This window comes from Devosia lacusdianchii (genome assembly GCF_022429625.1).
In the GTDB taxonomy this organism is placed as follows: Bacteria; Pseudomonadota; Alphaproteobacteria; order Rhizobiales; family Devosiaceae; genus Devosia; species Devosia lacusdianchii.
Genome location: NZ_CP092483.1, coordinates 685477 through 710124, shown reverse-complemented (window position 1 = coordinate 710124; position 24648 = coordinate 685477). Strand labels below are relative to the sequence as shown.

Genomic DNA, 24648 nt, shown 5'->3' with positions numbered 1-24648 from the left:
TCGGGCGGAGGCGCCAGCTTTGCTGCGCCCCCGCCCTGCGTCTAGACCGTCATCGATATCTCAAACACCCAGGCATGCTGGCCCGGCAGGTTGTCGGGGACTTCAACGCGGAGGCCATTCGCCGTCGTTTCCCAGGCCAGCTTGGCGTCGGAGCCGAGGACGCCAACTTTGCCGATGTTCTTGTCGGTTACCTGCGAAAACACGACCGCGCCTTCGGGCCTGGCCAGCACGATGCCGTACACCGAATTATCCCGGCTCGTGTAGCGGATGTCCTTGTTAGTGAAGTCCTTCTGGTTCTTCTCTGTAAAGGCGCCCTCTTCGACCACTACAGGCCCTTCACCGAAAACACGCCAAGGCCTGGTATCGTAGATCGCCGCTCCATTGACAGCGAGCCAGGCGCCAATCTCGCGCAGTAATTGCTGTTCCTCTTCGGGGATGGTGCCGTCTGGCTTGGGGCCGATGTTGAGGAGGAGGGCGCCATTCTTGGACACCACGTCTGCCAGCATCGCAATCAGAGATTGGGCGGTTCGATACTCGTGATCCCTGATGTAGCTCCAGGAGTTGAGTGAAACCGATGTGTCGGTTTGCCAGAAATCCTTGCGGATATCGCCAACCTGCCCGCGCTCGACGTCGAAGACCGCCGTGCCCGGTTCGAAGGCGTCGTACTTGTAGTTGATCGCGACCTCCCTGCCCCACTCGGCGGCGCGGTTATAGTAGAAGGCGGCGAATTTCTGCAGGTAGGGCTTGAACGCCAGGTTCTGGATCCACCAGTCAAACCAGACGATGGACGGCTGATACTTGTCGACCACCTCGCAGGTCCGCTCGAGCCATTCCTGTAGGAATTCATCGCTGGGCCTGGGATCGGTGAGATCGTGACTGTGGTCCTCGGGCCCCAGGGCGGCAGGCCCGTAGAGGCCACGGTTGGCGTCGTCTCGCACATCGGTGTCGGCGAAACGTCCTCCTTCAAAGAACCAGTAGTTTTCGGCACGGTGAGTGGAAACGCCGAGTTCCATGCCCTCTGCCCGCACGGCTTTGGCCAGGTCGCCGACGAGATCGCGCTTCGGGCCCATCTTGACCGCGGTCCAATCGGTCATCGCGCTATCGTACATGGCGAAGCCGTCATGGTGCTCTGCGACAGGAACGACAAACGTTGCGCCAGCATCCCGGAACAGCGTGGCATATGCCTGGGGGTCGAACTTTTCGAAGGTCAGATCGGGAATGAAATCCTTGTAGCCGAAGGTTTTGCGCGAACCGTAGGTTCGGAAATGGTGCCGGTATTCCGGCGTGTCCTTGAGATACATCCGGCGGGCGTACCATTCGCTGGCAAACGCGGGGACTGAGAATACGCCCCAGTGGATGAAAATGCCGAACTTGCCTGAGATGTACCAGCCGGGAACCTTGTAGTTCTTCAGCGAGGTCCAATTCGGCTGAAACGGCCCCTGCACGGACGTGTCATCTATCGTCTGGCCATACGAAGTCTGGATCGCGTCTTCCGTTATCATGACTACTCCTGCGCCGATCTCGATTGGATCGGAAGTCAATGGTGAGAGCTTTTGTCAGGCCACAATCCTGACGCCCGAGGCCTTGTCGAACAGGTGGGCGCGGCTGGTGTCAGGGCGAACATGGAAGGTCTTGCCCAGATCGATATCGGGCCGGTCGCGGAAGACAGCGGTGAGAACCTGCTGGCCGACCCGCATCTGGACATGAGTTTCGGCCCCGGTCGGCTCAATGATAACAGGTTCGGCGGCGAGGCCGCCGGGGTCGAGGAAGATATGCTCGGGACGAATGCCAAGCTGCACTGCAGTGCCCGTTGTCACTTTGGCACCGGCCGGTAGCGGCCAGGTCGTGCCGTCGGCGGTCTCGATGACCCGCGCGCCATCGCTGTCCTTCACGACGCCATCGATGAGGTTCATCGAGGGCGAACCGATAAAGGCGGCGACGAAGCTATTGGCCGGGGTGTCATAAATCTGCAGCGGGGTGCCGACCTGCTCGATATTACCAGCGCGCATGACCACGATCCGATCGGCCATGGTCATGGCTTCCATCTGGTCGTGGGTGACGTAGATCATGGTCGAGCCGAGGCGCTGATGCAGCGCCTTGATCTCGCCGCGCATCTGCACGCGGAGCTTGGCATCGAGATTGCTGAGCGGCTCATCGAACAGGAAGACCTGTGGATTCCGCACGATGGCCCGGCCCATGGCGACACGCTGGCGCTGCCCGCCGGAGAGTTGACGGGGATAGCGATCAAGGAGCGCCGATAGATCGAGAATTTCGGCCGCTCGGTCGACCATCTGGTCGATCTCGGCCTTGCTGCGGCGCGCCAGCTTGAGCGAGAAGGCCATGTTGGCGCGCACGGTCATGTGCGGATAGAGCGCGTAGCTCTGGAACACCATGGCGATATCGCGTTCCTTGGGCTCGAGGTCATTGACCACCCTGCCCCCGATCTCGATTTCGCCATCGGTGATGCTTTCGAGGCCGGCAATCATGCGCAGAAGGGTGGACTTGCCGCAGCCGGATGGGCCGACCAGCACCACGAATTCGCCGTCGCCGACCGCGGCGGTAACGCCGTGCAAGACTTGGAGCGCACCGTAGTCTTTGACAACACCGGTGATTTTGACGTTGGCCATACTCTGGCTCCCTGCGGTTTGTGGGCCTGGCGCCTAGCGCCCGCCCATGCCTGCGTTCAAGGCAATCGAGTTGTAGATGAGCTTTTGCAGCACGATGGCCAGGATCACGCCGGGGATCATTGAGAGTGCGGCGCCGGCCATGATGAAGTTCCACGCCGTGCCCTGCTGGGTCTGGAAATAGGTCAGGCCGACTGGCAGCGTGGCGTTATCGGACCCCGTCATCACGATCAGCGGCCAAAGGAAGTTGTTCCACTGACCAATGAAGGTGAAGAGCGACAATAGGCCGATGGCGGGCATCGACAGCGGCACGATGATGCTGACCAGAATACGGAGCCGAGAGGCGCCGTCGATGCGCGCGGCTTCCTCCAGCTCCAAGGGAATGGAGAGGAAGAACTGGCGCAGCAGGAACGAACCGAAGGTGCCGAAAGCGACGGGCAGGATCACGCCCTGGAAGGTGTTCACCATGCCCAGATTGTTGACGATCAGGAACAGCGGAATGATCAGCATGATGCCGGGGATCATGAGCGTTCCCAGATAGGCCATCAGCAATTGATCGCGGCCGGGGAATTTGAGCCGCGCGAAGGCGTAGCCGGAGAGGCACGAGACCACCACGGTGATGACGGTGACGCTGACCGAGACGATCATGCTGTTGAGGAAGAACCTGCCGAACGGCAGTTCCGACCAGGCCTTAGCGAAGTTGCCCCACTCATACACGTTGGGCAGGATGCGCACGGGAATGGCCAGCACTTCCGCATTGCTGCGGACGGCATTGGAGACCATCCAGAAGAACGGGAAGAGAAACAGCAGCGCCACGAGGGCCAGCGCGCCATGATTGAGAATATCCAGCGCCAGCGTGCGCTGGGCGTCGGCCTTGGCTTTTGCCCTAGTTGTCATAGTGCACCCATTTCCGCTGGAGCCAGAACTGGAAGGCGGTCAGCGCCATGATCATGGCGAACATCACCCAGGCGATGGCCGACGCGTAACCCATCTGGAAATTCTGAAAGCCGCGCTGGTAGATGGCGTAGCCCAATGTCGCCGTGGCGTTTCCCGGCCCGCCGCGGGTCATGACGTAGATCTGGTCGAAAACCTGAAGCGAGGTGATCGCCGTCATCACTGTGCCGAAGAACAGCGTCGGCGAAATCAAGGGCAGTCGGATCTTCCAGAAGCGGTCCCAGGCCGAGGCGCCATCGATGCGCGCGGCCTCGAGGTAGTTGGCGGGGACCATGTCGAGCGCGGCGTTGAACAGGACCGTGTTGTAGCCGACGCCAGCCCAGAGCGAGACGATGATGACCGCCTGCATGGCGAGGGTCTGGTCGGTGAGCATGCTCGGGATATGGATAGAGAGCGAGCTCATGACGAAGTCGAAGAACCCGTCGGGGGCAAAGATGAGCATCCAGACGATGGCGACAGCGATGCCCGGAGTGAAAGTCGGGAGGAAGAAAATCACCCGGAACCATCGCTGCCCCATCTTGAGGCTGGAAATCCAAACCGCCAGCCCCAATGAGATAATGATGTTCAGCACCAGATATTCGGCCGTGAAGAACAGCGTATTGCGCAGCACCGGCCAGAATTGCGGGTCGGCGGTGAATAGCCGCGTGTAGTTGGCGAAGCCGACGAAAGCGGGTTGGCCGAGCAGCTTCCAATTGGTGAAGCTGAGGACCACCGAGGCGATAATCGGAAAGACCAGAAAGAGCATGACGCCGATCAGGCTAGGCAGGAGGAAGAAGAACGCCGTTCTTCCCTCCCCGGCATCCAGCCGGCTCTTGCGGCGCTTGGCCGGGACGGCATTGGCTACGGCTGTTTCGTGCATGACGGCCACGGGTACGCTCCCCTCTGGCGACAATTCAGATGCCTGAATGTCAGGTTAGCACCTGGCCGGGCGGGCCGGCCAGGTGCCGCGAGACTTACGGAAGCTGGCTCTGGATGTCGGCCAGAACTGCCTCTGTCGTCGAGTCCCCGTTCAGGGCCAGCGGCATGTACTGGGTCAGCAGGTTCTCGAACTCGTTCCAGTTCTCGTTGAGGCGGAACGGCGTGGCATGCTCGAAGGAGTACTCCAGCGTTTCGCGCGTGCCGCTGATGTCCTTGGCAGCAACGTCATACCAGAAGGACTGCTCGGCCAGCCGTCCGGGCAGGGCACGGCCGGCCGAGGCCAGGATTTCTGCTGCCTTGGGGCCAGTCAGAACCTGGAGTGCTTTGTAAGCTGCTTCCTTGTTGGCGCTTGTCGCCGAGATGCCCCAGCCGGAACCGGCGGTGATGAAGCGCGATTCGCCCTCGCCACGCGGCAGCGGCGCCACGCCAACCTTGAAGTCCACCGCACCCTGGGTGGAGATCAGCGACCACGGGCCATCGATATACATCGCGGCATTGCCCGAGGCGAAGCGGCCGCTTGCTGTGGTTGCACCAGCGCCGGACGCAAAGACCGGCGAAGCCTTATCCACGGCAACCAGGTCGGCAAACTTGCCGACATCGGCGACATAGCTGGCATTGGTCAGATCGAACTGGTTGGCGTCGTTGAAGTATTCGGCGCCGAGCGAGACGGGTCCGGCAATGAAATCGAAGGCCTGAGTGGCATAGCCGTAGTTTTCGCCGCTGGTCAGCTTCTGCGCTGCCGCCTTGAAGTCATCGAAGGTCCAATCCGGCGCGGGCTCGGCCACACCGGCCTCGGCGAACTTGTCCCGGTTGTAGAAGACCAGCCACGGGCCGACGTCATAGGGCAGCGCATAGGACGTGCCGTCATGCGACAGGCCACTGATAATCGACGGTTCGAACGGAGCGAGATCGAAGCTATCCCCCTCGAAATGCGGATTGAGCGGCTCCAGGATCGAATAGAAGCTGGGCATGCGCATGGACTGCATGGCGACCAGGTCGGCAATCTGACCCGACGAGGCCAGCACCGGCAGGCGGGTCCAGTAGTCGGTCCAGCCGGAAATCTGCGGGGTCACGGTAATGTTTGGATATTCCTCAGTCACCAGCGCGGCCAGGCTTTCCCAGAGCGCGGTGTCCTTCTCGTCGCCCCACATCTGCCAGGTCAGATTGACCGGGGCATCCTGGGCCTGAACCTGGATGGCAAAGACCGAGCTGCCCACCAGGGCGGCGCCCGCCAAGATAAGAGATAGTTTCACGATAGTTCCTCCTCAGTGACTGTTGGTTTGTTGTTGGCTTTGGTTCGGCACGTTTTTCGTTTGCTCACTCCCCCGCCCGCTCCTCGCAGGGCGAGAGTTCGCGGCATTAGTCGATGGTCAGGGCCTCCAGATCGGCGATCAGAGCGATCAGGGCCAGGCGCTGCCGCTGCCAGCAATCGGCGTCATTGCCAGGCTGCAACACGGACGTCATGCGAGCGATGAAGTCGGCTGGAAGACGCGCCAGGTCCTTTGCGATCTCCAGGTTCCAGCCATCGCCGGGGTAGTAGGTACGGTTGACGGCGAAGACGACGTGAAGGATGGCGTTCACCAGCTTGCCGGTCAGGCCGACCAGAAACACCAAATCGCGGCGGGTGACCTTGCTGGCATAGTGGTAATCGGCAGCCCAGTAGCGCAGCACCTCGAGGTTCTGGTCGATGATCGACGTCCGCAACGCATCGGGATAGGTGGCGAGCTGGGCCTTCCAGCCCGCCAGGATGCCCAGCGGATCGGCGATGATCTGCTGGTGCGCCAGGTCCGTGGGGAGGTGGTAGCCCCAAATGGTCCACTCGTAGTGCTTGGGGACACCCCGGCCTTCCACCCAGGCGTCCAGGTCTGACTGGACGCTGGCATAGCGGCGGGCCCAGACACCATCCAGGCGCAGCCCCTTTGCCTCCCAACCCTGCAGAACGGCATCAAATTGCTGCCAGGCCTTGGTCTGCCTGAGCTCGGGGCCCTTGAACTGGTCGGCATAGACGCGGAAATCGTAATCCGACTGCGTATCCGACCGGCGCTTGGCCCGCGAGCCACCCAAAGACACCGCTCCGTTCCCGCTTTCGGCGAGTTCGGCAATGACCGGCGTCATCGTGGCGAACAGCTCTTCTTCGATGCTCATGCCGCACGCATCACGGATTGAGGATCAGCTCGATCACCGGCACGACCACGTCCGGCTTGATGACCGGCAGTTCGAGCGTGAGGATACCATCACCCACGGCTACGCCGATATTGGAGTCCACGTCGGCCTTTGGATCGAGCCAGTGGATCTCGCTGCCGTCATGCAGGAACTGGGCATACTTAACCTTGCCGCCCAGGCCCGGGATGTGGATGTGCCGGAAGGGCCAGGTCTGCACGTGCACATAGAGCCGGTTGCCGGACTGGGTGAACTTGCAGCCATTCGGCGCCGTGAATTCCGAAGCACCCGCGCCGTAGATGGAGCGGCCGTTGACGTGCAGCCACTCGCCATAGGTTTCGAGTGCTGCGATGGCACGCTTGTCGAAGGCACCGCGGCCGGTGGGCCCGACATTCATCAGCAGATTGCCGCCAAGCGAGACGGTGTCGATCAGGATGTTGATGAGCTGACCCGCATCCTTCCAGGTGGTTTCGTCGCGGTGATAACCCCAGGAGCCACTGAAGGTGTGGCAGACTTCCCAGCGCACCGGCTTGCCGTCGATGGTGGGAGCAACGCGCGGCGTGTACTGCTCGGGGGTCGCCAGATCCTTGGGGAAATTGCCATCGGTCGGAAGGTCGAGGCGGTCACCGACGATGATATTGGGCTGCAACTGGCGGACGAGACCAATCAGCTCTTCGCTTTCCCAATCATTGCGGCCCTTGCCGGGCATGCCGCGATATTCGCGCTTGGGATAGCTGAAATCGAACCAGATGACGGAAATCTCGCCGAAATTGGTCAGCAGTTCGGTGACCTGATTGCGCATGTATTCCGCATATTTGCGGACATCGCGGGTCTTGTTCATCTCGATCGCATCGGGGTGGTTGCGCAGCGGATGAATGCCGTCGATGGGGAAATCGGCGTGGTGCCAGTCGATCAGCGAATAGTAGAAGCCGACCTTCAGCCCCTCGGCACGGAACGCCTCGACATAGGGCTTCAACAGGTCCTTACCGTAGGGCGTATTGGTCGCCTTGTAGTCGGTGTACTGGCTATCCCAGAGCGCGAAGCCTTCGTGGTGCTTAGCCGTCAGCACCACATATTTCATGCCCGCCTCACGAGCGTGACGCGCCCATTCGCGCGGGTCATAGAGGTCGGGATTAAAGTTCTCGAAATACTTGGCGTAGTCCTCGGTCGAAATCTCCTCGCGGTGCTGCACCCATTCGTGGCGCGCCGCACCTGCATAGAGGCCGAAGTGAATGAACATGCCGAAGCGGTCATCGGTGAACCATACTTTTCCACCCGACGTGTCGACACGACCGCTGCTTACCAGAGCGCTATCCAATGCTTCCTCCATCTGCCGGCTTCGCGTCAAACACATATCGAACCGGTTCGATAGCAATCTGATTTGGGACGACTGGAGAGTCAAGTCACTTTATCTCAGCCCTCGTCATCGGAGATTTCTCTTGCAGAATGGCGAGCGAATGCTAGGTATCCAAAGGTACATTCATGGGTGCAGGCAGGCATTTGCCTGCCACCAAAGTCATAGAAGCGGTTCGACAATGTAATGGCTACAATTCGCGATGTTGCCAAACTGGCCGACGTTTCAGTCTCTACGGTGTCGCTCGCGCTGAGCAATCCGGGACGCGTGAGCCAGAAGACGCTCGAGCGAATTCGCGATGCCGTACAGACCGTTGGCTATGTAGCCGACCCCTTGGCGCAGAGCTTAGCGCGAGGGCGCAGCCGGCTGATCGGCTTTGTGGTCGGCAATGTGGGTAACCCGTTCTTTGGCGATATCCGCCGCGAGCTCGAAAACTATGCCATTGAGCACAACCACTTCGTGCTCATCACCGACTCGTCTGGCAAAATCGACCGTGAACGTGCACTGGTTGATCACCTGACGGGTCTCAAGGTCGCCGGGCTGGCGCTAGCGCCGTCCGGCCACGATCAGGATTATGTCGACTTCATCCAGGGGCTGCGCATACCGACCGTGTGCTTCGACCAGAAGGTGCATGGCATCGAGCGCGACTTCGTCGGCTCGGATAACCACCTGGCCGGGGCCATGCTAACCGAGCACCTGCTGCAACTCGGTCACCGTCGCATCGCCTTCATTGCCGGCCCGAAGCATATGAACACGGCATCGGAACGCCTGCGGGGCTTCATGGATACAATGGCCAGCGCCGGGGTGGAGGTGAACCCCAATTTCGTGGTCGATGGTCAGTTTACCCGGGGCGCCGGCTATGAGGCGGCGATGCGCCTGCTGATCCAGCCGGACCGGCCGACCGCGATATTGGGCGCCAATAATGCGGTGGCGTTAGCGGCGCTACAGGCCATGCAGGAACTGGGCTTCAACTGCCCGGAAGATATATCGCTGGCCATGATCGACGATGTGCAGTGGAGCAGCGTGATCACCCCGAGGATCACCATGGTGATCCAGGACACGATGAAGCTGGGCGGGATCATCGCGCGGCGCATCCTGTATCGCATCATGAGCCCGGAAGGTGCCGCCGACCCCGCGCAAGACTTTGTTCTGGCACCTAAATTTGTGCCGGGAACGTCCTGCAAACGGCTTAGTTGAGGAAGACCGTCACCGTATCGCCGCGCCCCTCGGCGTCGACCACGGACAGCGTTACGAAGCCCGGACCATCGGGGGACCAGGTGCTTTGGCGGGCAAATTCGGGCCGGCCGAACGGGGCGCCATTGGCGAAGAAGGTGAAGGGTGGCACGCCATTGCGGACCTTGACCATCAGGGGCGAGATATCGCCGGACGTCAGGCCCAGATCGACATCGACACCATCGCCGGGGAAGGCGATTTCGGGGGCGGCATCGCGGGCAACCAGGCCCTCATCGGGGTGGCGGAAGCGGCGCAAAGGCCCGGGAAGCTGGGTGTTTGAGGCGAAGACGACACCCGGCGGCGCCTTGGGAAGCGGGGCTTTGCGGCTGCCGAGGCGGTCGAAGGCTTCGAACAGAATGGGGGCCGCGCCGGTGATGCCGGAGAGGCCGGGAACCGGGGCGCCGTCGGGGCGGCCGACCCAGACGCCGATGACGGTTTTGCCATCAAAACCAATGGCCCAGCCGTCGCGATAGCCGTAGGAGGTGCCGGTTTTGTAAGCGATGCGGCCGGGGGAGCCGTTGAGCGGCGGCGGCACGTCGGCGAGAATATCGGACACGTACCAGGCAGAAACCGGGTCAAGCACCGACGGATTGCTGCCAGCATGCTGGTCGTCTGCTGGCGGTTTGACGCCATCATGCAGGTCTATCGGCGTGCCGGCATTGGCGATGGCAGCATAGACCGAGACCAGATCGCGCAGGCTGATGCCGACACCACCCAAACCGACGGCCAGGCTGGGCGCCGTGTTGACCGGCAGGCGCGGGTCGGCGTGGGCGCGGCGCAGGCGGGAGACCAGGCGCGCGGGACCGACGGCATCGAGGACGACGACGGCGGGGATATTGAGCGATTCCGTCAGCGCATCGTGGATGGTGACGGTGCCGCGGCTGAAGCCGTCGAAATTGACCGGGACGTAGCCGCCAAAGGCGGTGGGGCGATCTTCGATCAGGCTTTCGGGATGGGCGAGGCCGAGTTCGAAGGCTAGGCCATAGATCAGCGGCTTGAGGGTCGAGCCGGGGGAGCGTATGGCGCTGGTCATGTCGACGAAGCCGGCACTTTCGGTGGCGAGCAGGCCGGCCGAACCAACAGAGGCCAGGACTTCTCCGGTGTCGATATCTGCGGCGACGATGGCGACCGAGACCTTTGGATCGATGAGACGGGCGCGGGCGGTGCCGAGGCGTTCGAGGGCGTCCTGAAGGCGCTTGTCGATGGTCAGTTCGATGGCGCGCGCGGCGGGTTGCGCCTTCAGCGCCTGCTCGGCCATGTGAGCTGCGAGCATGGGGAAACCGCGGCGGGCCGTGGGCACCGGTTCGAGCTTGGCGGCGATGGCCTCTTCGCTGGGCAGAGCGCCCATGGCGACGAGGCGGTCCAACACCATATTGCGGCTGGCCTCGGCGGCGCGGGGGTCGCGGTCGGGGCGGCGGGCCTCGGGCGACTGTGGGAGAGCCACCAGGAGCGCCGCCTCGGCGGTGGTGAGGCGGGTTGGCTCCTTGCCGAAATAGGCGAGGCTGGCGGCGCGAATGCCTTCGATATTGCCGCCATAGGGGGCGAGGGTCAGGTAGAGGTCGAGGATCTGATCCTTGTCGAGCTCCTGCTCAAGCTGGTTGGCATGGACCATCTGGCGCAGCTTGCCCCAGACATTGCGGGTGGGCTCGCCTTCGATGAGGCGAGCGACCTGCATGGTCAGGGTGGAACCACCGGAGACGACACGACCGCCTGCCCCGACATATTGCCCGGCAGCGCGCAGCATGGAGTTCCAGGCAATGCCGCCATGGTCAGCAAAACCACGGTCTTCATAGGCGATGAGCATGGCGAGGAAACGCGGGTCGACGGCGGTGCGGTCGACCGGGAGGCGCCAGCGTCCGTCTGATGTGGTGAAGGGCCGCAGGAGCGCCCCGTCGCGGTCGGTGACGGCGACGGAGACCGGCAGCGTGGCGATGTCGGGCGTTGGAGGCAGGGTGGCGGTGATGCCCACAATGGTGGAGTTGAGCTGGATGGCGCCGGCGCAGGCGAGGACGAAGAGGGTGAAGCCGGTCAGGGTGAGCCAGCGGGTCCATGCGCGGGGTTTTGGTTCGGGCAGATCGCTCATGGATTTGGCACGAACTGGTCACGTCCACAGGGCGGCATCTCCCCCTTGATGGGGAAGGCTGGGAGGGGGTGATACGGAACCCCGATACGGGGGCTAAACAACCCCCACCCTTGATCCCTCCCCACAAGGGGGAGGGTGTCGACTGCTAAATGCAGGCGATCGCCAGTACAGAGCCCTCGGGTCAAGCCCTGACGTGACGGTTGGTGGGTGGGAGAGCATGTACTTCCTTCACCTCTCCCTTTGGGGGAGAGGTCGACCGTCTTCGGTTGGGTGAGGGGGCCTTTCCTTAACTCTGTGCAAGGGGAAGGCCCCCTCACCCGGCCTGCGGCCGACCTCTCCCCCAAAGGGAGAGGTGAGGCGGGGCGTGCCCCGCCTGCCCAATATGCCCCTGCCTCACTCATGGCCCGGTCGCGGTGACCTCGATTTGGCCGGCGGCGAGGTTTGCCCGGAACTCGGGGCGGTACATGTCTTCGACCGTGGTGCCGGGCAAAGTGAAGGTGCCTGGCGATACGGCGCGGACCAGGTAAGCCGTGGTGAACGTGCCCGCATCCGAGAAGTAGCGGAAGGCGGCGACGTATTGGTCGGTGCGCGATTCCACGTGGTTGGGCACGTCGAGGGTGAGCCAGGCGAAATCGGAGGCGCCCTCCCCGGCCGACAGTTCGGGGTTTTCGATCTCGAAGCCGGCCGGCAGCGGATCGGCGACCACATATTGCCCGGAGCCGAGATTGGTCGGACGGACGGTCAGTACGACGACCAGCCGTTCGTTCTGAGCAATCGGATCGCTTTCGGGATCGACCGGCGTGCCATCGGGCAGGAAGTATTCGCGATAGAGCGTGAACCCCTCGCTGGAGGCCTCTGGCGGGGTTGCCGGGTAACCCGTGACCGTAACCTTGGCCTCGGTGGCCGCAGTGCCAGTATTGCCGATCTCGACCGGGGCGAAACCGGCCTGCTCGTACTTGCGATAGACCTGACCCGTCAGGGCCTCGCCATCAAGGGTGATCGAGCCATCGGTGCTGGCGGCGCCGAGTGCGGCAGCGGCCAACAGCGTCCAGCTATCTTCCTGGGTGGAAGTATAGCGGGCGCGGTCGCGCAGCTTGGCCAACTGGTTGGCGAGCACCGTGAGGTCGACGCCTTCAGGCTTGAACTCAGCGGCGAGAGCCAGGACGCCAGCAGTGTCGCGCAGGCGGCTACCGTAATCGGCGCGGTAGCGGTTGGGGTTGCGTTCGGCTTCGGCGAGGCTTTCTATCGCGGCGGCGAAGGCCGTCGCGGAACGGGTGCTGTCACCATAGAGGGCGAGAGCGGCGCCAAGCTGCGCCTGAGCCAGCGGCGAACCGAAGGCGTTGAGGCGAGCTTCGAGGTAGTAGCGCAGATCGCCCATGGCGGCACGACCGGCGCGGGCCAGATCGTAGAGCGCGTAGGCGATATCCTCGCCGCCATTGTCGAAATCGGCGGCATAGGACAGCTGGTTGGTGAGGTTATCGAGAGCCATGGTCATCGCCTGCTCGGGCACCTCGTAACCCGCTGCCTTAGCGCGCAGCAGGAAGTCGGTGACGAAGCCATCGAGCCACATGTCGCCGCCATCGAATGGACCCCAGAGACCGAAGCCGCCGCCAGAAGTCTGCTTGGACAGCACACTGGCAATGGCGTCGGTGACGGTCTTGTTCAGCTCTTCGTCGCCTTCGAGGCCAATCAGCTTGGCCACGTCATTGAGATAGAGCAGCGGGAAGGCACGGCTCGAGGTCTGCTCGGCGCAACCATAGGGGTAGCGATCGAGCGAGAGCAGCAGGCCGGGCACGTCGAGGCGAGCCAAGGGGCCGATTGCCACGGTCATAGCGCCGGTATTGGCCATGTAGCTGTCGAAGAAATCGTTCCCGACAGTGATGGTTTCGCCAGCAGGAATGGGCAGCAGGCGGCTGGTGGTCACAGGCGCAGAGGTGGGACGGACCCCGAGCGTGAGCTCCTTGGTCTGCGTTTTTCCATCGGGCGCGGTGATGGTCAGCACGACGGGCCAATCGCCGATCTGCATGCCGTTTAGGGCCAGGTTGAGGGCGGTTCGGTCGCCCGTTGCCAGTTCCACATCGGTGTTTTCGGCCGGCGTGGCGATACCGTCGCCGGTGGCCAGCGACACGCCATAGGTGCCAGCAGCGCCTTCGATATTGTTGATTTCGACGAGCAAGCGGGACTCGTCGCCAACGCGCAGGAAGCGCGGCGGGCTGAGGGTGACGACGACGGGATCGCGGACGATCACATCGGCGGAGGCGTGACCCACCGCAGTGTCGCTCCAGGCCATGGCCATGACCCGGACGGTGCCGGAGAAGTCGGGCATGTCGAAGGTGATGGTGGCCTTACCCTCAGCATCGACCTGGACGATGCCTGAATGGAGGGCAACGAGGACCGAGGTGGCAGGCGGCGTGCCGGTGCGGGACGAGCCGCCGTCACCACCGGAGCGCATGGCGCCGGCGAGGCCCTGGGTGGGATCGATCAGCGAGCCATAGAGGTCGCGGATTTCCATGCCGAGCTGGCGCTGGCCGAAATACCAACCGTCGGGATCAGGCACCTTGAAGTTGGTGAGATTGAGAATGCCCAGATCGACCGCCGCGACGGCGACATAGGCGGTCTGGCCGGCGGCCAGATTGCCAAGATCAACCGTGGTGGTGAAGCTCTGGCGCGGCAGGGTGACTTCTGGTGTTTCCAGGGTCACGTCGAGCTTGCGGTCGCCGGGTTCGACATCGGCGAAGGCGAGGCCCAGAGCACGCGAGGGCATGCGCTTTTCGGCGGCGTCGGAGGCGCGATAGAGGACGGCCGTGACATAGGCGCCGGGACCCCATTCGTCGGTCACTTCGAGCGGCACGGTGGTGCCGCCTTCGGGGACTTCGACGGCCTCCATGGCGATGACGCGGTTGTCGATGACCATGACCAAAGCAGTACCGGCAAATTGCGGATCGAGCTTGAGATTGGCGGTTTCGCCAACGCGGTAAGCCGGCTTGTCGAGGGCGACCTGCAGGGTATCGGGCGTGTCGGAGCCAGCATCGGCGTAATAATAGCCGGCGTAGAATTCGTAGCTCGACGAGGTGGCGTCAGCGCCGGTGCTTTCGACCTCGACCTGGTAGAGGCCCCAATCGACATTGGCGCCTATCGTGACCGGGCCGCCATCTGGCGTGTCGACGGTACCGGTGGCGATTTCGCGATGGGTGGTGATGCCTTCCCACTTCCAGGTGCTGCCGTCGCGATACCATTGGTAGTTGGTTTCGACGCGCGAAATGGTCCAGTTGAGGCCGGTGGCGGCGACGGCTTCGCCCTCGGGCGAGACGGCGACGATGTCGAACTGCGCCTCGCTGCCCTCGGTGAGGCCCGTCGGGTCATCGAATGTCGGCTTGATGCCGATGCGGTTTGACGTAGCCAGGACTGGACGGGTGACACTGCGCTCAATGGCGCGGCCATTGGTATCCACGAGACGCAGCAGCACCTGGGCTTCGAGCGGACGCGTGGTCGCCTGCGGTTCGGGCAGGACTATCTCGGCCACGGCATTGCCGGATGCATCGGTGGTGCCGACGACGCCGAGCGGCTCACGAGTGGTTTCGATGGTGTCATCGAGACGACCGAAGGTGTAGCCGGGGAAGTCAGGCAGGCCATAGACCGGGCGGATGATGGCATCGGCCTCGATCGCCAGATCGGGCGCGGTGGCGCCGTAGAGATACTTGGCGGCGACGTCGATTTCGTTGGCGATGCCGGTTTGGAACGGACCTTCGGCGGCGGTGATATCGAAGGCCAGGCGCTCGGGCTCAAAATCTTCCACGAGGAAGCTGGTGCTCGAGAGCGCTTCGGCATTGGGATCGGAATAGAGGCGCAGGGTCCAGGAGCCGCGCATGGCTTCTTCGACCATGGGCAGGGCCGCGAAGTAGCCGCCGGCGCCCTGGTCGTTCAGCACCTGCTTGGAAGCCACGACGCCATCAGGACGCTCGACTTCAAGCGTCAGCGGCAGGTCGGACACCGCTTCTGCCCGCTCATCGCGCAGCAAAGCGGTGAGGAAGACGGTTTCGCCGGGGCGATAGACGCCGCGTTCAGTGGTGGCAAAGAGATCGAGCGGGCCCGGGGACGGGCGGCCCTCAACGCCACGATCGGTGAGATCGAAGGCGGGCTTACTGAGATCGAGGAAGGCGTAGTCGCCGTCGGCGGTCTCGGCGACCAGCAATTGTGGCGCCCTGCCCCCTTCACCACGGGCCAGGCCCGGCGCAAAAGTAGCGCGGCCTTCGGCATCGGTCGTGGTTTCGCCGAGGATTTCGTTGTTGACGGCCACAAGGCGGACGGTCGCGCCAGCGACAGGCTTGGCATCGTCGAGGCCGCGGACAAAGGCGTGGATGCCGTCATCGCCGGCAATGGTGGTGAGGCCGAGATCGGTGACGATGAACCACTGTGTGGCGATCTGGTCCCAATATTCGCTATCGTCCTTGTCCTTCACCTTGGCGGTGATGACATAGGCGCCCGCCTGCATCTCGCCGAGCGCTTCGGCAACCGGGATGGCGGTGGTGATCAGATCGTTGGGCTTGCCCTGGGCGAGGTCGACCTCGCCCTTCCAGACCTCTTCGCCGACAGAACCTGCAATGTTCTCGGCCGAGTAGCCGTCGAGGTTGCCCTGGAAGATGCCGTCACGCACGGCCGTGGCGATGGAGCGGTCACCGATGCGGTAGATCATCACTTCGGCGATTTCGGCATTAACCGAGGTGATCGGCAGACCGCCGCCGAGACCAGCGGGCATGACATAGGCATTGTTGGCAAAGCCGACGAAGGGCGAGCGATCGGGCACGTAGACGTCGAGGTCAATGTCCTTGGCGAGGGTCTCGCCATCGGAGGACGGCAGGCCGGCGCGCAGCTTGATGTTGTAGCGGCTGCCATGCAGCACACCTTCGATACAGATCTGCTCCTGTTCGGTTTCGACCGAGGCCTGCGGGGCGTTCGGCACAACAACAAAGGCGGAGAGATCGGTCGAGCCGAGCGGGCTTGAGAAGACGGCGCAGATGCGCGGCGAAGCGGCCTCGGCATCGACGACGTGATTGACGACGCGGAAGCCGTTCTGGGCCACGACATCGTCGAGATGGGCAGCAATGGCCTCGTTGGGCACCAGCTTAAGGCTGAGGCGGTAGGTGGCGATCACCTCGCGCCACATGCCGCGATACTCCATGCCATTGGCGAGCGTGGCCAATGCGTTGGCGCGGTCCTCGTCAGCGGTGGAGCGCAGGAAAGCGTTCATCGACGCAGAGATGGCGGTGCTGGCCAGATCGTAGCTATTGTCGCCTTCGGCCTGGCCGGCGACGATCTCAGCGCGCGCCAGGGCGGCCTGTGCCAAAGCCTGCCAGACGGCGCGATCATTGGCGTTGATGGCGAGAGCCTGACGATAAGCGACGATGGCGCCCACCTGATTTTCCTCGGCCACAGCCTCGTCGGCAGAGGCGACGAGATCGGCATAGGTCACCTTCGGCGGTGGCGCGTCGGTGCTGGGCAGGCCACTGGCGAAGCCCTTGGCCTCGTCGATCAGGCTTTGCGGCGGAAAGGGCAGTTCGGCCTGGCGAACGGCTTCGGTCACCGCCGGGGACGGCGCGCGGCTGACACGGCCTGAGGTGGCGCCGTTGAATTCGGTCTCCTCGCCGGCAGTACCCTTGAGGAAGCACCAGTTGGACTGGGCGTTGAAGGTAAAGGCGCGGCAGATATTGTCGTCGGCACAGGCGGCGGTGCAGGCGTCAAGGTCGACGTCCTTGACGATGGCATAGTCGAAACCCGGAAGGTCGGTGTTCTCGAGCAGGGTAATCTTCTGGTCCTGGGCGTGGGCCATGGACAGGCCGAGGCCCATAATCATCGCGGCGCCAAACCAGCGGATCGCACCAAAACCACGGAGCATGCTGCCCTCCCAAAAACTACCAGCCAAGCGCAGCATATCGCCCTCATGCGCCAGGAGAAAGCAATAGTCCCGGGTCACGATTGCGGCTGTGGTTAGCGAATTTGATGGGATAACCACTGGGGATCGGGAGGACCGCTTTTGCGGGCAGAGGCAGCGCCTTAGCCGATGCTCCGCGGAGAGCATCATCCGATCGGCCTCTGCGCAGGATCGGCGCTTTATGTATTGCAAACCCACTCTCATCCGTGGCAGTTTCGCGATCCAAGAAAACGTTTTCCCAAATTGAGAGGCAGGCCTGATGGTCACGTGTCGATCAGGACGGGAAAAGCTTTGCGCAGTCGTTCGGGACTTATCGGGGCGTTGAATGGATAGCGACGGCAGCCAGGGCAGCTATCCGGAGCGTGCCACCATCAGGGATGTGGCGCGGGCGGCGGGCGTGTCGATCGGGACGGCCTCGAAGGCGCTCAACGGCAATGGGCGACTGAAGCAAGAAACGCGCGAGAAAGTCGTCGCCGCGGCGCAGGCGCTGGGGTTCCGGCCCAATGCGATGGCGCAGAGCCTGCATCGGGCCAAGTCGATGACTGTGGGTATCCTCACGACCGACAGCTTCGGACGCTTCATCTTCCCCATCGTCGAAGCGCTGGAAGAGCGACTGGCCGAGCACGGGATTGCGGTCTTCATGTGCAATGCCACCGACGATCCGGTGCGCGAGAAGCAGCATCTCGACCAGCTACTGGGCAAGCGGATCGACGGCTTGCTGGTGACGGCACGCCGCATGGATACGCGGCCGGCCATCGCGGTGCCGGGCAAGTCGATGCCTGTCATCTATGTGTTTTCGCAGACCGATGACCCGGACGCGCTCTGCCTGCTGCCGGACGACCAGGGCGGGGCCGTTTTGGGGGTGGAGCACCTGATCAGCCTCGGCCGCAAGCGCATTGCCCATATCAGTGGGCCGGCGAGCTTTGCTGCTGTCGTGTTGCGGCACCAGGGCTATGCCGACGCGCTGGCCAAAGCCGGGCTGCCTGAGATCGATGGCTATTATCGCAACGGCGAATGGTCGGAGGCCTGGGGCCGGGAAGCGGTGGCCGAGCTGTTCGACGGCAAGGCGGAGATACCCGACGCGCTGTTCTGCGGCAATGACCAGATCGCCCGCGGCGCCACCGATGCCTTGCGCGAGCGCGGCTTGCGCGTGCCGGAGGACGTGGCGGTGGTCGGGTTCGACAATTGGGACGTGATGACCCTGGCGGCGCGGCCACCGCTCAGCAGCGTCGACATGAATTTGCGCGAACTCGGCCGGGTGGCCGGGGAGCGCCTCATCGCCATGATTGCCGGGGAGCGCCTGAGGGGCGTCGAGCGGCTGCCATGCTCATTGGTCGTGCGACAATCGTCCGACCCAACGTCAGCTAAGCCTTCTGGAGGACTTCAATGAGCCGCTATGCTCCCGTCAATTTCCCCGACGTGAAGCTTGAGGGAAAATTCTGGCATGAGCGGTTGGAAACGGTGCTGACCCGCACCATTCCCAGCCAGCACAAGAAGCTCGCCGAATATACAATCCTCGACTCGCTCAAGCTCCCCAACCCGCCGCCGCCGCTGCGCTTTCCGCGCCATGCCAATGGCTTCACGGTGCAGGTGTTCTGGGACAGCGACGTGGGCAAGTGGATCGAGGCCGCGAGCTATGCGCTGGCGCATCGGCGCGACGCCGATATCGAGGCCAAGATCGAAGCCATCGTCGACGATTTCGAGAAGGCGCAAGCGCCCGACGGCTACCTCAATTGCTGGTATCTCGGGCACGAGCCAGACAAGCGCTGGACCAACCTGCGCGACAACCATGAATTCTACAATGCCGGCCATATGCTGGAGGGCGCGATCGCCTATTTCCGGGTGACCGGGCGGCGGCGCTGGCTCGACATCATGGAGCGGTATCTCGACCACATCTATTCTGTGTTCGGCACCGGGCCGGGGCAGAAGCGGGGCTATGACGGGCACGAGGAAATCGAGCTGGCGCTGATGAAGCTCTACTACCTCACCGGCGATCGCAAACACCTCGACTTCGCTACCTACCTCATCAATGAGCGCGGAAATCCCAATCCGCACTATTTCGATATCGAGCGCGAAGCACGCGAGGGCGGTGACAGCAAGCAGCGCTATGTGCACGGCGACTATGAATATAGCCAGAGCCACAAGCCGGTGCGCGAGCAGGACAAGGTGGTCGGGCACGCGGTGCGCGCCATGTATCTCTATACCGCCATGGCCGACCTCGCGGCCGAGCTCAATGACCCGGCGCTGAAGCGCGCCTGCGAGGTGCTGTGGGACGATGTGATGGAGACCAAGATGTATGTGACGGCGGGCCTCGGGCCGTCGGCGCATAACGAGGGTTTTACCCACGATTTCGACCTGCCCAACCAGACCGCCTATGCCGAGACCTGCGCCTCGGTAGCGCTGATCTTCTGGGCGCAGCGCATGCTGCATCTCGATCTCGACGGCAAGTATGCCGACATTCTCGAACTGGCGATGTTCAATGGGGCGCTGTCGGGACTGAGCCGTGATGGCGAGCACTATTTCTATGCCAATCCGCTCGAAAGCGACGGTACGCCGACGCGCTGGGACTGGCACACCTGCCCGTGCTGCACGATGAATGTCAGCCGGCTGGTGGCGTCGGTGGGCGGATATTTTCTATCGACGGCCGACGACGGGGTGGCGTTTCACCTCTATGGCGGCATCGCCACGGAAGTGGAGATCGCTGGCGCCAAGGTGGGGCTGCGCGAGGTGTCGACCTATCCGTGGAACGGGGACATCAAAATCCATGTGGACCCGGCGGCGCCGGCCGCGTTTGACGTGAAGCTGCGCGTTCCGGGCTGGTCATCGGGGGCGAAGGTGTCGGTCAATGGCGAGGCAGTGGATGTGACCAAGGCGGTCAACGGGTATCTCACCATTCACCGGACCTGGGCCAAAGGCGACGTAGTGAGCCTCGACCTGCCGATGCCGCCGGTGCGGCTCTATGCGCATCCCGGCGTGATCATGGATGCCGGCCGCGTGGCACTGAAACGCGGGCCACTGGTTTATTGCGTCGAGGAAATCGACAATCCGGGCGGGCGGGTGCAGCGGCTCAAGCTGCCGCGCGAGGCAGAATTGCGGGCGGAGACGCGCGCGGATTTGTTCGATGGCGTGGTGACGCTCAAGGCCGACGCCCTCGCCATCAAGGAGGAGGATTGGCAGACCCTGTATCGGACTGCGCCACCGCAGGATGATGCGGCGACGATTACGGCGCTGCCGTATTACCTGTGGGCTAACAGGGGGCAGGGATCGATGGTGGTTTGGGTGCCGGAGGTGCAGTAACCGTCGAGCCTCACCCGTCGCCACACCCACTGCACGTCACCCTCGGGCTTGACCCGAGGGTGTTCCACTTGCGGACGCCCAGTAAGTGAAGAGCCCTCGGGTCAAGCCCGAGGGTGACGATCGAGTGCGTGAAGCATCGGGCGCCTCAACGACAACGAAATACCGACGCCCCTTACGGGACGCCGGCCGCAGTATCATTTGGTCATGAAATTCCCGGCGTGGTCAGATCCAGTAGGGAGCCACACCGTAATAGTCGTAGACGCGCCGACCGTTTTCGGCGGTCCAGTAATCGTCGTCGTCATTGTCGTATTTCGGCGCGCCTTCGAGCTGCGCCTTGGTGACGTCGACGCGGTAACCGCCCAGGCTCTCGTCATAGTTCAGCTTGGACCAGGGCAGCGGATAGTGGTCGTGGCCGATGCCGAGGAAGCCGCCAAAGCTCAGGACGGCGTAGGAGACCTTGCCGCTGCGCTTTTCGACCAGGATGCGCTCGATCGAGCCGATATGCTCGCCGCGCGGATCGTAGACCTTAGTGCCTTCAACCTTGTCGGAGGCGATGAGATCGTGGGTTTCCTTGACGTTGGCGTCGCCGGTACGAATATCTTCGTAAGCCATATTCGAGCTCCTCTTGGTTACGTGTGAAGGGTCAACGTCACGCGCGGGAAACAGGTTCCGGCTGAACGAAATGTGATCGGCTTCGTGGGATTTGGTTAAGGGAAGCCCGCGTATGAAAGCAGCAAGGCGAGTCGCAGCGCCGACCCACTCCTCGCTATTTTCAGTCGATTTGCGTAATGGCCCAAACCCTTAAAACCTCCCCTGCCCTTGTTGTATCGCGTCGCGGTTTCCTCGCCGGCGGCGCCAGTTTCGGCGCGCTGGCCCTGGCCGGCTGTGCCACCGTGCCGGACCCACGACCGATCGAGCCGACCTTCGATCGCGCCTATGTCGAGATGTATGCGGCGCTGCCCTATGAAAAGTTTCCAGTGCCGGCAGTCGATCTGCGGCGGCTGAAGCCAAGCCATTTCCGCCAGTATGTGGCCGACCCGACCGGCGAGCGTCCGGGCACGATCGTGGTCGATACGGCCGCCCGCTATCTCTATCTGGTGCAGGAACGTGGCCAGGCGCTGCGCTACGGCGTCGGCATCGGCCGCGAGGGCTTCACCTGGTCCGGCCGCGCCGAGATCGCCCGCAAGGCGCAGTGGCCGACCTGGACGCCGCCGCCGGAAATGGTGGCGCGTGATCCCGTCGCCGCGCCATGGGCCAATGGCATGCCCGGCGGGCTCGACAATCCGCTCGGCGCCCGCGCGCTCTATATCTTCCAGAACGGGCGCGACACCATCTATCGCCTTCACGGCACCAATGATCCGTCGACGATCGGCGAAGCCGTATCGAGCGGCTGCGTGCGCCTGATCAACCAGGACATTATCGACCTGCATGCGCGGGTGCCGGTGGGTACGCCTATCCTGGTGATGTAGGCCCGCCGGAACCGGCGCGCTGGCAGTGCATTGAGTCTCCTGAGTATCATCAGGAGGCGCACCATGGTTTTCGACAGTCTACGCGACCGCATGGGTGGGCACGCAAATCTCTCGCCCATGCAGATCGCCCATAACAGCCTGTTCACGGCCAAAGAAAAGATCGAGCTGCTCAACCAGCTGAAGGCCGAAGTGACGGGCGTGCAGCAGGAAGGCGACGAAGTGGGCTTCGATGCCGAGGAGATCGACGCTGCGATTGCCGAGATTCGTGAGGGCGTCGAGAATGGCGTCGGCACGGGCACCGTGCTGAGGGGGGATTTCTGATGGCCACCGCCCCCAAGCAACCAACGCCGACCGTGGCCGCGGTGGATAATCTGATCGACGAGAACGGCGCACGCGTCGATGTGCCCGATGGTTCGGCCATAAAGGTGGCCGGTGAGCACGAGGCGACAGTGGGCGCTACCGGCCCCACCAATTGGTGGCTCTATGGCGTCATCGGGTTGGCCATCGTCATCGCCGTGCTGTTCCTGATGCAGATGTTCCAGGGCGCGCCGGCAACAGATGTGCAGCCCGGCACGCCGACATCGGAGAGCGTGGTCGCCCCCGCAGCGCCGGCAGCGCAGTAGCCGGGCGGGACCACAAGGACCCGCTCCGGCTCAGCCTAGCGTCTGAGGTAGCTGACGCTATCGCAGAAGACGACGGCGGCGCAGACTTTCATGTCGAGCCGCTCCGGATGCGGCATGGACAACGTGGCGGGGAGGCGTGCGCCGCTTGCCGCGAGCACAGCGCCCTCCCACGTGCCATCGCTGCGCTGCACGAAATCGACACCAACCATTTTGCCGGCGAGGCTCGGCTCACCTGCTTCGGGCTGATCGGCGAGGATGGTGGCGCAGGTCGCGCGTTCGTTGGATGGGCACGCCGACATCTCGACCACGGTCTTGCGGTCGTCGGATATCCACTCACCAGCTAGCAACAGGTCGAATGCCGTGGCGGGGGATGACGAGGACAGCAGTCCCGCCAGAAGCAGCCATTTGATGTGATGGTGCATCGGCTCAGAACCTGAAATTGATGCCGGCGCGGATGGAGTGGTCGATCAGGTCCTTGGTCTGCGCCAAGCCGCCTGAGGTGAAGGCCACGTTGCCGTAGCGGGCCTGCTGATATTCGAGCTTGAGCGTGAGTTCCTCGGTGACCGCATATTCAACGCCGCCGCCGAAGACGAGACCGCCGGCATTGACGGCGCCCGAGGTGACGCCGGTTCCCGGCTCGAGGCGTGCCACGCCGTAGCCGGCCATGCCGTAGACCAGCAATTGGTCGATAGCCAGGCCAGCCCTGACCTTGGCCGCGCCGCTCCAGGTCTGCTTGAGCTGAGCGCCACCGCCCATGGCGTGGTTGTAGTCGCGGCCATAATTGGCCTCGAGCATGCCGCCGAACACCAGACTGCCGACCTGCATGTCAGCACCCAGGACCAGGCCGCCGGTGAAGGATTTCGTGCTGCCGAACAGATTGGGCAGCTTGTCGCTTTCGACGATGCCGCCATGCACGCCGGCATAGAATCCGGACCATTGCTCGACCGGAGTGAAGTAGTCAGCGCTGGATGCTGGCAGACTTTGCGCCTGCGCCACCGACGACAACAAGGCGAGCGTCAACGCGCCCGCGGCCGGGGCGGAAAGAAAAAGCTTCATGATCAAAACCTCTTGGGCCGGCCCGGCGCGCGCCGCATGGGCAGGCCGCACCGGAATCGGGCAGCGCGCAGGAGAGGTTTAGGTCAGAATATCTTATTAAACAATAAAATTATCATGATAATCATGAAATCACTCGTCCGCCGGCTCCACGAGATCGTCCGGCGAGTACTCGTAGGCGAGGATGTCTGCGGGCTGGCAATCGAGCACTCGACAGATGTGATTGAGAGTCGAAAAGCGGATAGCCCGGGCCTTGCCGGTTTTGAGGACGCTCAGATTCTGCATCGAGATGCCGATGGCCTGGGATAACTCGCCGAGGCGCATCTTGCGGCGGGCCAACATGACGTCGAGGTTGACGATAATCATGGTCGCGCTCCCCTAGATCGTCAGCTCGGCGTCTTCGGCAACGCCAGCGGCTTCGCGCAGCACGAGGCCCACGACATAGATGACGCCGGCGGCCAACAGCCCGCCCAGATCAAGATCAACCACAGCACCGTCGGTAATGCCGGCCAGCCCGATGCTGAGCAGAAACGGGAACAGCGTGGCGGTCAGGGCGGCGGCAAGGAGGGATATACCGGTAAGACGGATGGCCTTGGCGGCGGCCTGGGTCAGGATCTCGCCTTTGGCCCACAGGCCAAAAAGCCGGCGCAGGAAGTATAGCGGCAGAAGGTAGAAAGCCACCTGGAGCATGACCGTAGAGGCGACGATCACGGCGGCCCACCCCGACAGCAGCGACATATCGACCGGCTGCGGCCATCCAACCAGCACGAACTCTCCGAGGGTGCGGCTGGCGATCAGGGCCGCGAGCATTCCGAGCGGCAGCAGGACCATGACCAGGGTGAGACCCCAGCCGAAGAACCGGCTCCAGGTCTGGATAGCGGCGATGCGAACCGATGCTGGGTGGGGCATGGCGATGTCCTTCCTGAGCGATTGATCGAAAATCAATAAATC

20 protein-coding genes are annotated in these 24648 nt (G+C 63.1%); 6 read left to right on the top strand and 14 right to left on the bottom strand.

Translation table 11 applies throughout. The annotated features are described in order from the left end of the window. Positions 1–41: 41 nt before the first annotated feature. The 7 genes from MF606_RS03450 to MF606_RS03420 all read right to left on the bottom strand — a co-directional run bounded on the left by MF606_RS03450 (position 42) and on the right by MF606_RS03420 (position 7974). A complete protein-coding gene (locus MF606_RS03450) occupies positions 42–1502 on the bottom strand; it encodes an alpha-L-fucosidase (protein WP_240232263.1) in 1461 nt (486 codons plus the stop codon). 54 nt (positions 1503–1556) lie between these two features. Continuing rightward, the gene (locus tag MF606_RS03445; protein ID WP_240232262.1) at positions 1557–2627 is read right to left on the bottom strand and encodes an ABC transporter ATP-binding protein; all 1071 of its coding nucleotides are present in this window, start codon (positions 2625–2627) and stop codon (positions 1557–1559) included. Between the two features lie 33 nt (positions 2628–2660). Continuing rightward, entirely contained in the window at positions 2661–3521 is an 861-nt protein-coding gene (locus MF606_RS03440; RefSeq protein ID WP_240232261.1) for a carbohydrate ABC transporter permease, read from the bottom strand. Further along, positions 3511–4437, bottom strand: a complete 927-nt coding sequence (locus MF606_RS03435) for a carbohydrate ABC transporter permease (protein WP_240233773.1) — start codon at positions 4435–4437, stop codon at positions 3511–3513. Before MF606_RS03435 ends, MF606_RS03440 begins: the two co-directional genes overlap by 11 nt. A 94-nt stretch (positions 4438–4531) precedes the next feature. Next, a complete protein-coding gene (locus MF606_RS03430) occupies positions 4532–5749 on the bottom strand; it encodes an ABC transporter substrate-binding protein (RefSeq protein ID WP_240232260.1) in 1218 nt (405 codons plus the stop codon). A 106-nt stretch (positions 5750–5855) separates the two neighbouring features. Beyond that, positions 5856–6641 (bottom strand): DUF4037 domain-containing protein, encoded by a 786-nt coding sequence (locus MF606_RS03425; RefSeq protein WP_240232259.1) that lies wholly within the window; start codon positions 6639–6641, stop codon positions 5856–5858. A gap of 10 nt (positions 6642–6651) precedes the next feature. Next, entirely contained in the window at positions 6652–7974 is a 1323-nt protein-coding gene (locus MF606_RS03420; RefSeq protein ID WP_275693121.1) for an alpha-L-fucosidase, read from the bottom strand. 222 nt (positions 7975–8196) lie between these two features. Here MF606_RS03420 and MF606_RS03415 point away from each other — a divergent pair, with 222 nt between their 5' ends. Beyond that, entirely contained in the window at positions 8197–9207 is a 1011-nt protein-coding gene (locus tag MF606_RS03415) for a LacI family DNA-binding transcriptional regulator (protein ID WP_240232258.1), read from the top strand. Here MF606_RS03415 and pbpC read toward each other — a convergent pair. Together pbpC and MF606_RS03405 are read right to left on the bottom strand one after the other, a co-directional pair. Further along, positions 9200–11326 carry a penicillin-binding protein 1C gene (gene pbpC / locus MF606_RS03410; protein ID WP_240232257.1) on the bottom strand — a complete coding sequence of 709 codons (2127 nt, stop codon included), beginning with the start codon at positions 11324–11326 and terminating at the stop codon, positions 9200–9202. The genes MF606_RS03415 and pbpC overlap by 8 nt on opposite strands. 397 nt (positions 11327–11723) lie before the next feature. Next, entirely contained in the window at positions 11724–17219 is a 5496-nt protein-coding gene (locus MF606_RS03405; RefSeq protein ID WP_240232256.1) for an alpha-2-macroglobulin family protein, read from the bottom strand. Between the two features lie 361 nt (positions 17220–17580). On the opposite strand from MF606_RS03405, the gene MF606_RS03400 reads away from it, so the two are divergent. Together MF606_RS03400 and MF606_RS03395 are read left to right on the top strand one after the other, a co-directional pair. Further along, the gene (locus MF606_RS03400) at positions 17581–18645 is read left to right on the top strand and encodes a LacI family DNA-binding transcriptional regulator (RefSeq protein WP_240232255.1); all 1065 of its coding nucleotides are present in this window, start codon (positions 17581–17583) and stop codon (positions 18643–18645) included. Further along, positions 18642–20552: a glycoside hydrolase family 127 protein gene (locus MF606_RS03395; protein WP_240232254.1), complete on the top strand. Its 1911-nt coding sequence runs from the start codon at positions 18642–18644 to the stop codon at positions 20550–20552. Before MF606_RS03400 ends, MF606_RS03395 begins: the two co-directional genes overlap by 4 nt. A 222-nt stretch (positions 20553–20774) precedes the next feature. Here the strand turns inward: MF606_RS03395 and MF606_RS03390 are convergent, their stop codons facing one another. Continuing rightward, positions 20775–21164, bottom strand: a complete 390-nt coding sequence (locus MF606_RS03390; RefSeq protein WP_240232253.1) for a PRC-barrel domain-containing protein — start codon at positions 21162–21164, stop codon at positions 20775–20777. Between the two features lie 176 nt (positions 21165–21340). Here MF606_RS03390 and MF606_RS03385 point away from each other — a divergent pair, with 176 nt between their 5' ends. From MF606_RS03385 to MF606_RS03375, 3 genes are all read left to right on the top strand, one after another. Beyond that, positions 21341–22021 carry a L,D-transpeptidase gene (locus MF606_RS03385; RefSeq protein ID WP_240232252.1) on the top strand — a complete coding sequence of 227 codons (681 nt, stop codon included), beginning with the start codon at positions 21341–21343 and terminating at the stop codon, positions 22019–22021. Positions 22022–22084: 63 nt separating this feature from the next. Then, positions 22085–22342 carry a hypothetical protein gene (locus MF606_RS03380; protein WP_240232251.1) on the top strand — a complete coding sequence of 86 codons (258 nt, stop codon included), beginning with the start codon at positions 22085–22087 and terminating at the stop codon, positions 22340–22342. Then, positions 22342–22644 (top strand): hypothetical protein, encoded by a 303-nt coding sequence (locus MF606_RS03375; protein WP_240232250.1) that lies wholly within the window; start codon positions 22342–22344, stop codon positions 22642–22644. The genes MF606_RS03380 and MF606_RS03375 overlap by 1 nt, the downstream gene beginning before the upstream one ends. Positions 22645–22679: 35 nt before the next feature. On the opposite strand, the gene MF606_RS03370 is transcribed toward MF606_RS03375, so the two are convergent. From MF606_RS03370 to MF606_RS03355, 4 genes are all read right to left on the bottom strand, one after another. Next, positions 22680–23066 carry a hypothetical protein gene (locus MF606_RS03370; protein WP_240232249.1) on the bottom strand — a complete coding sequence of 129 codons (387 nt, stop codon included), beginning with the start codon at positions 23064–23066 and terminating at the stop codon, positions 22680–22682. Between the two features lie 4 nt (positions 23067–23070). Further along, the gene (locus tag MF606_RS03365; protein ID WP_240232248.1) at positions 23071–23700 is read right to left on the bottom strand and encodes an outer membrane protein; all 630 of its coding nucleotides are present in this window, start codon (positions 23698–23700) and stop codon (positions 23071–23073) included. Positions 23701–23829: 129 nt separating this feature from the next. Continuing rightward, on the bottom strand, positions 23830–24063 hold the full coding sequence (locus tag MF606_RS03360) for a helix-turn-helix domain-containing protein (protein ID WP_240232247.1): 234 nt from the start codon (positions 24061–24063) through the stop codon (positions 23830–23832). Between the two features lie 12 nt (positions 24064–24075). Further along, the gene (locus tag MF606_RS03355; RefSeq protein WP_240232246.1) at positions 24076–24606 is read right to left on the bottom strand and encodes a DUF2975 domain-containing protein; all 531 of its coding nucleotides are present in this window, start codon (positions 24604–24606) and stop codon (positions 24076–24078) included. Positions 24607–24648 lie beyond the last annotated feature (42 nt).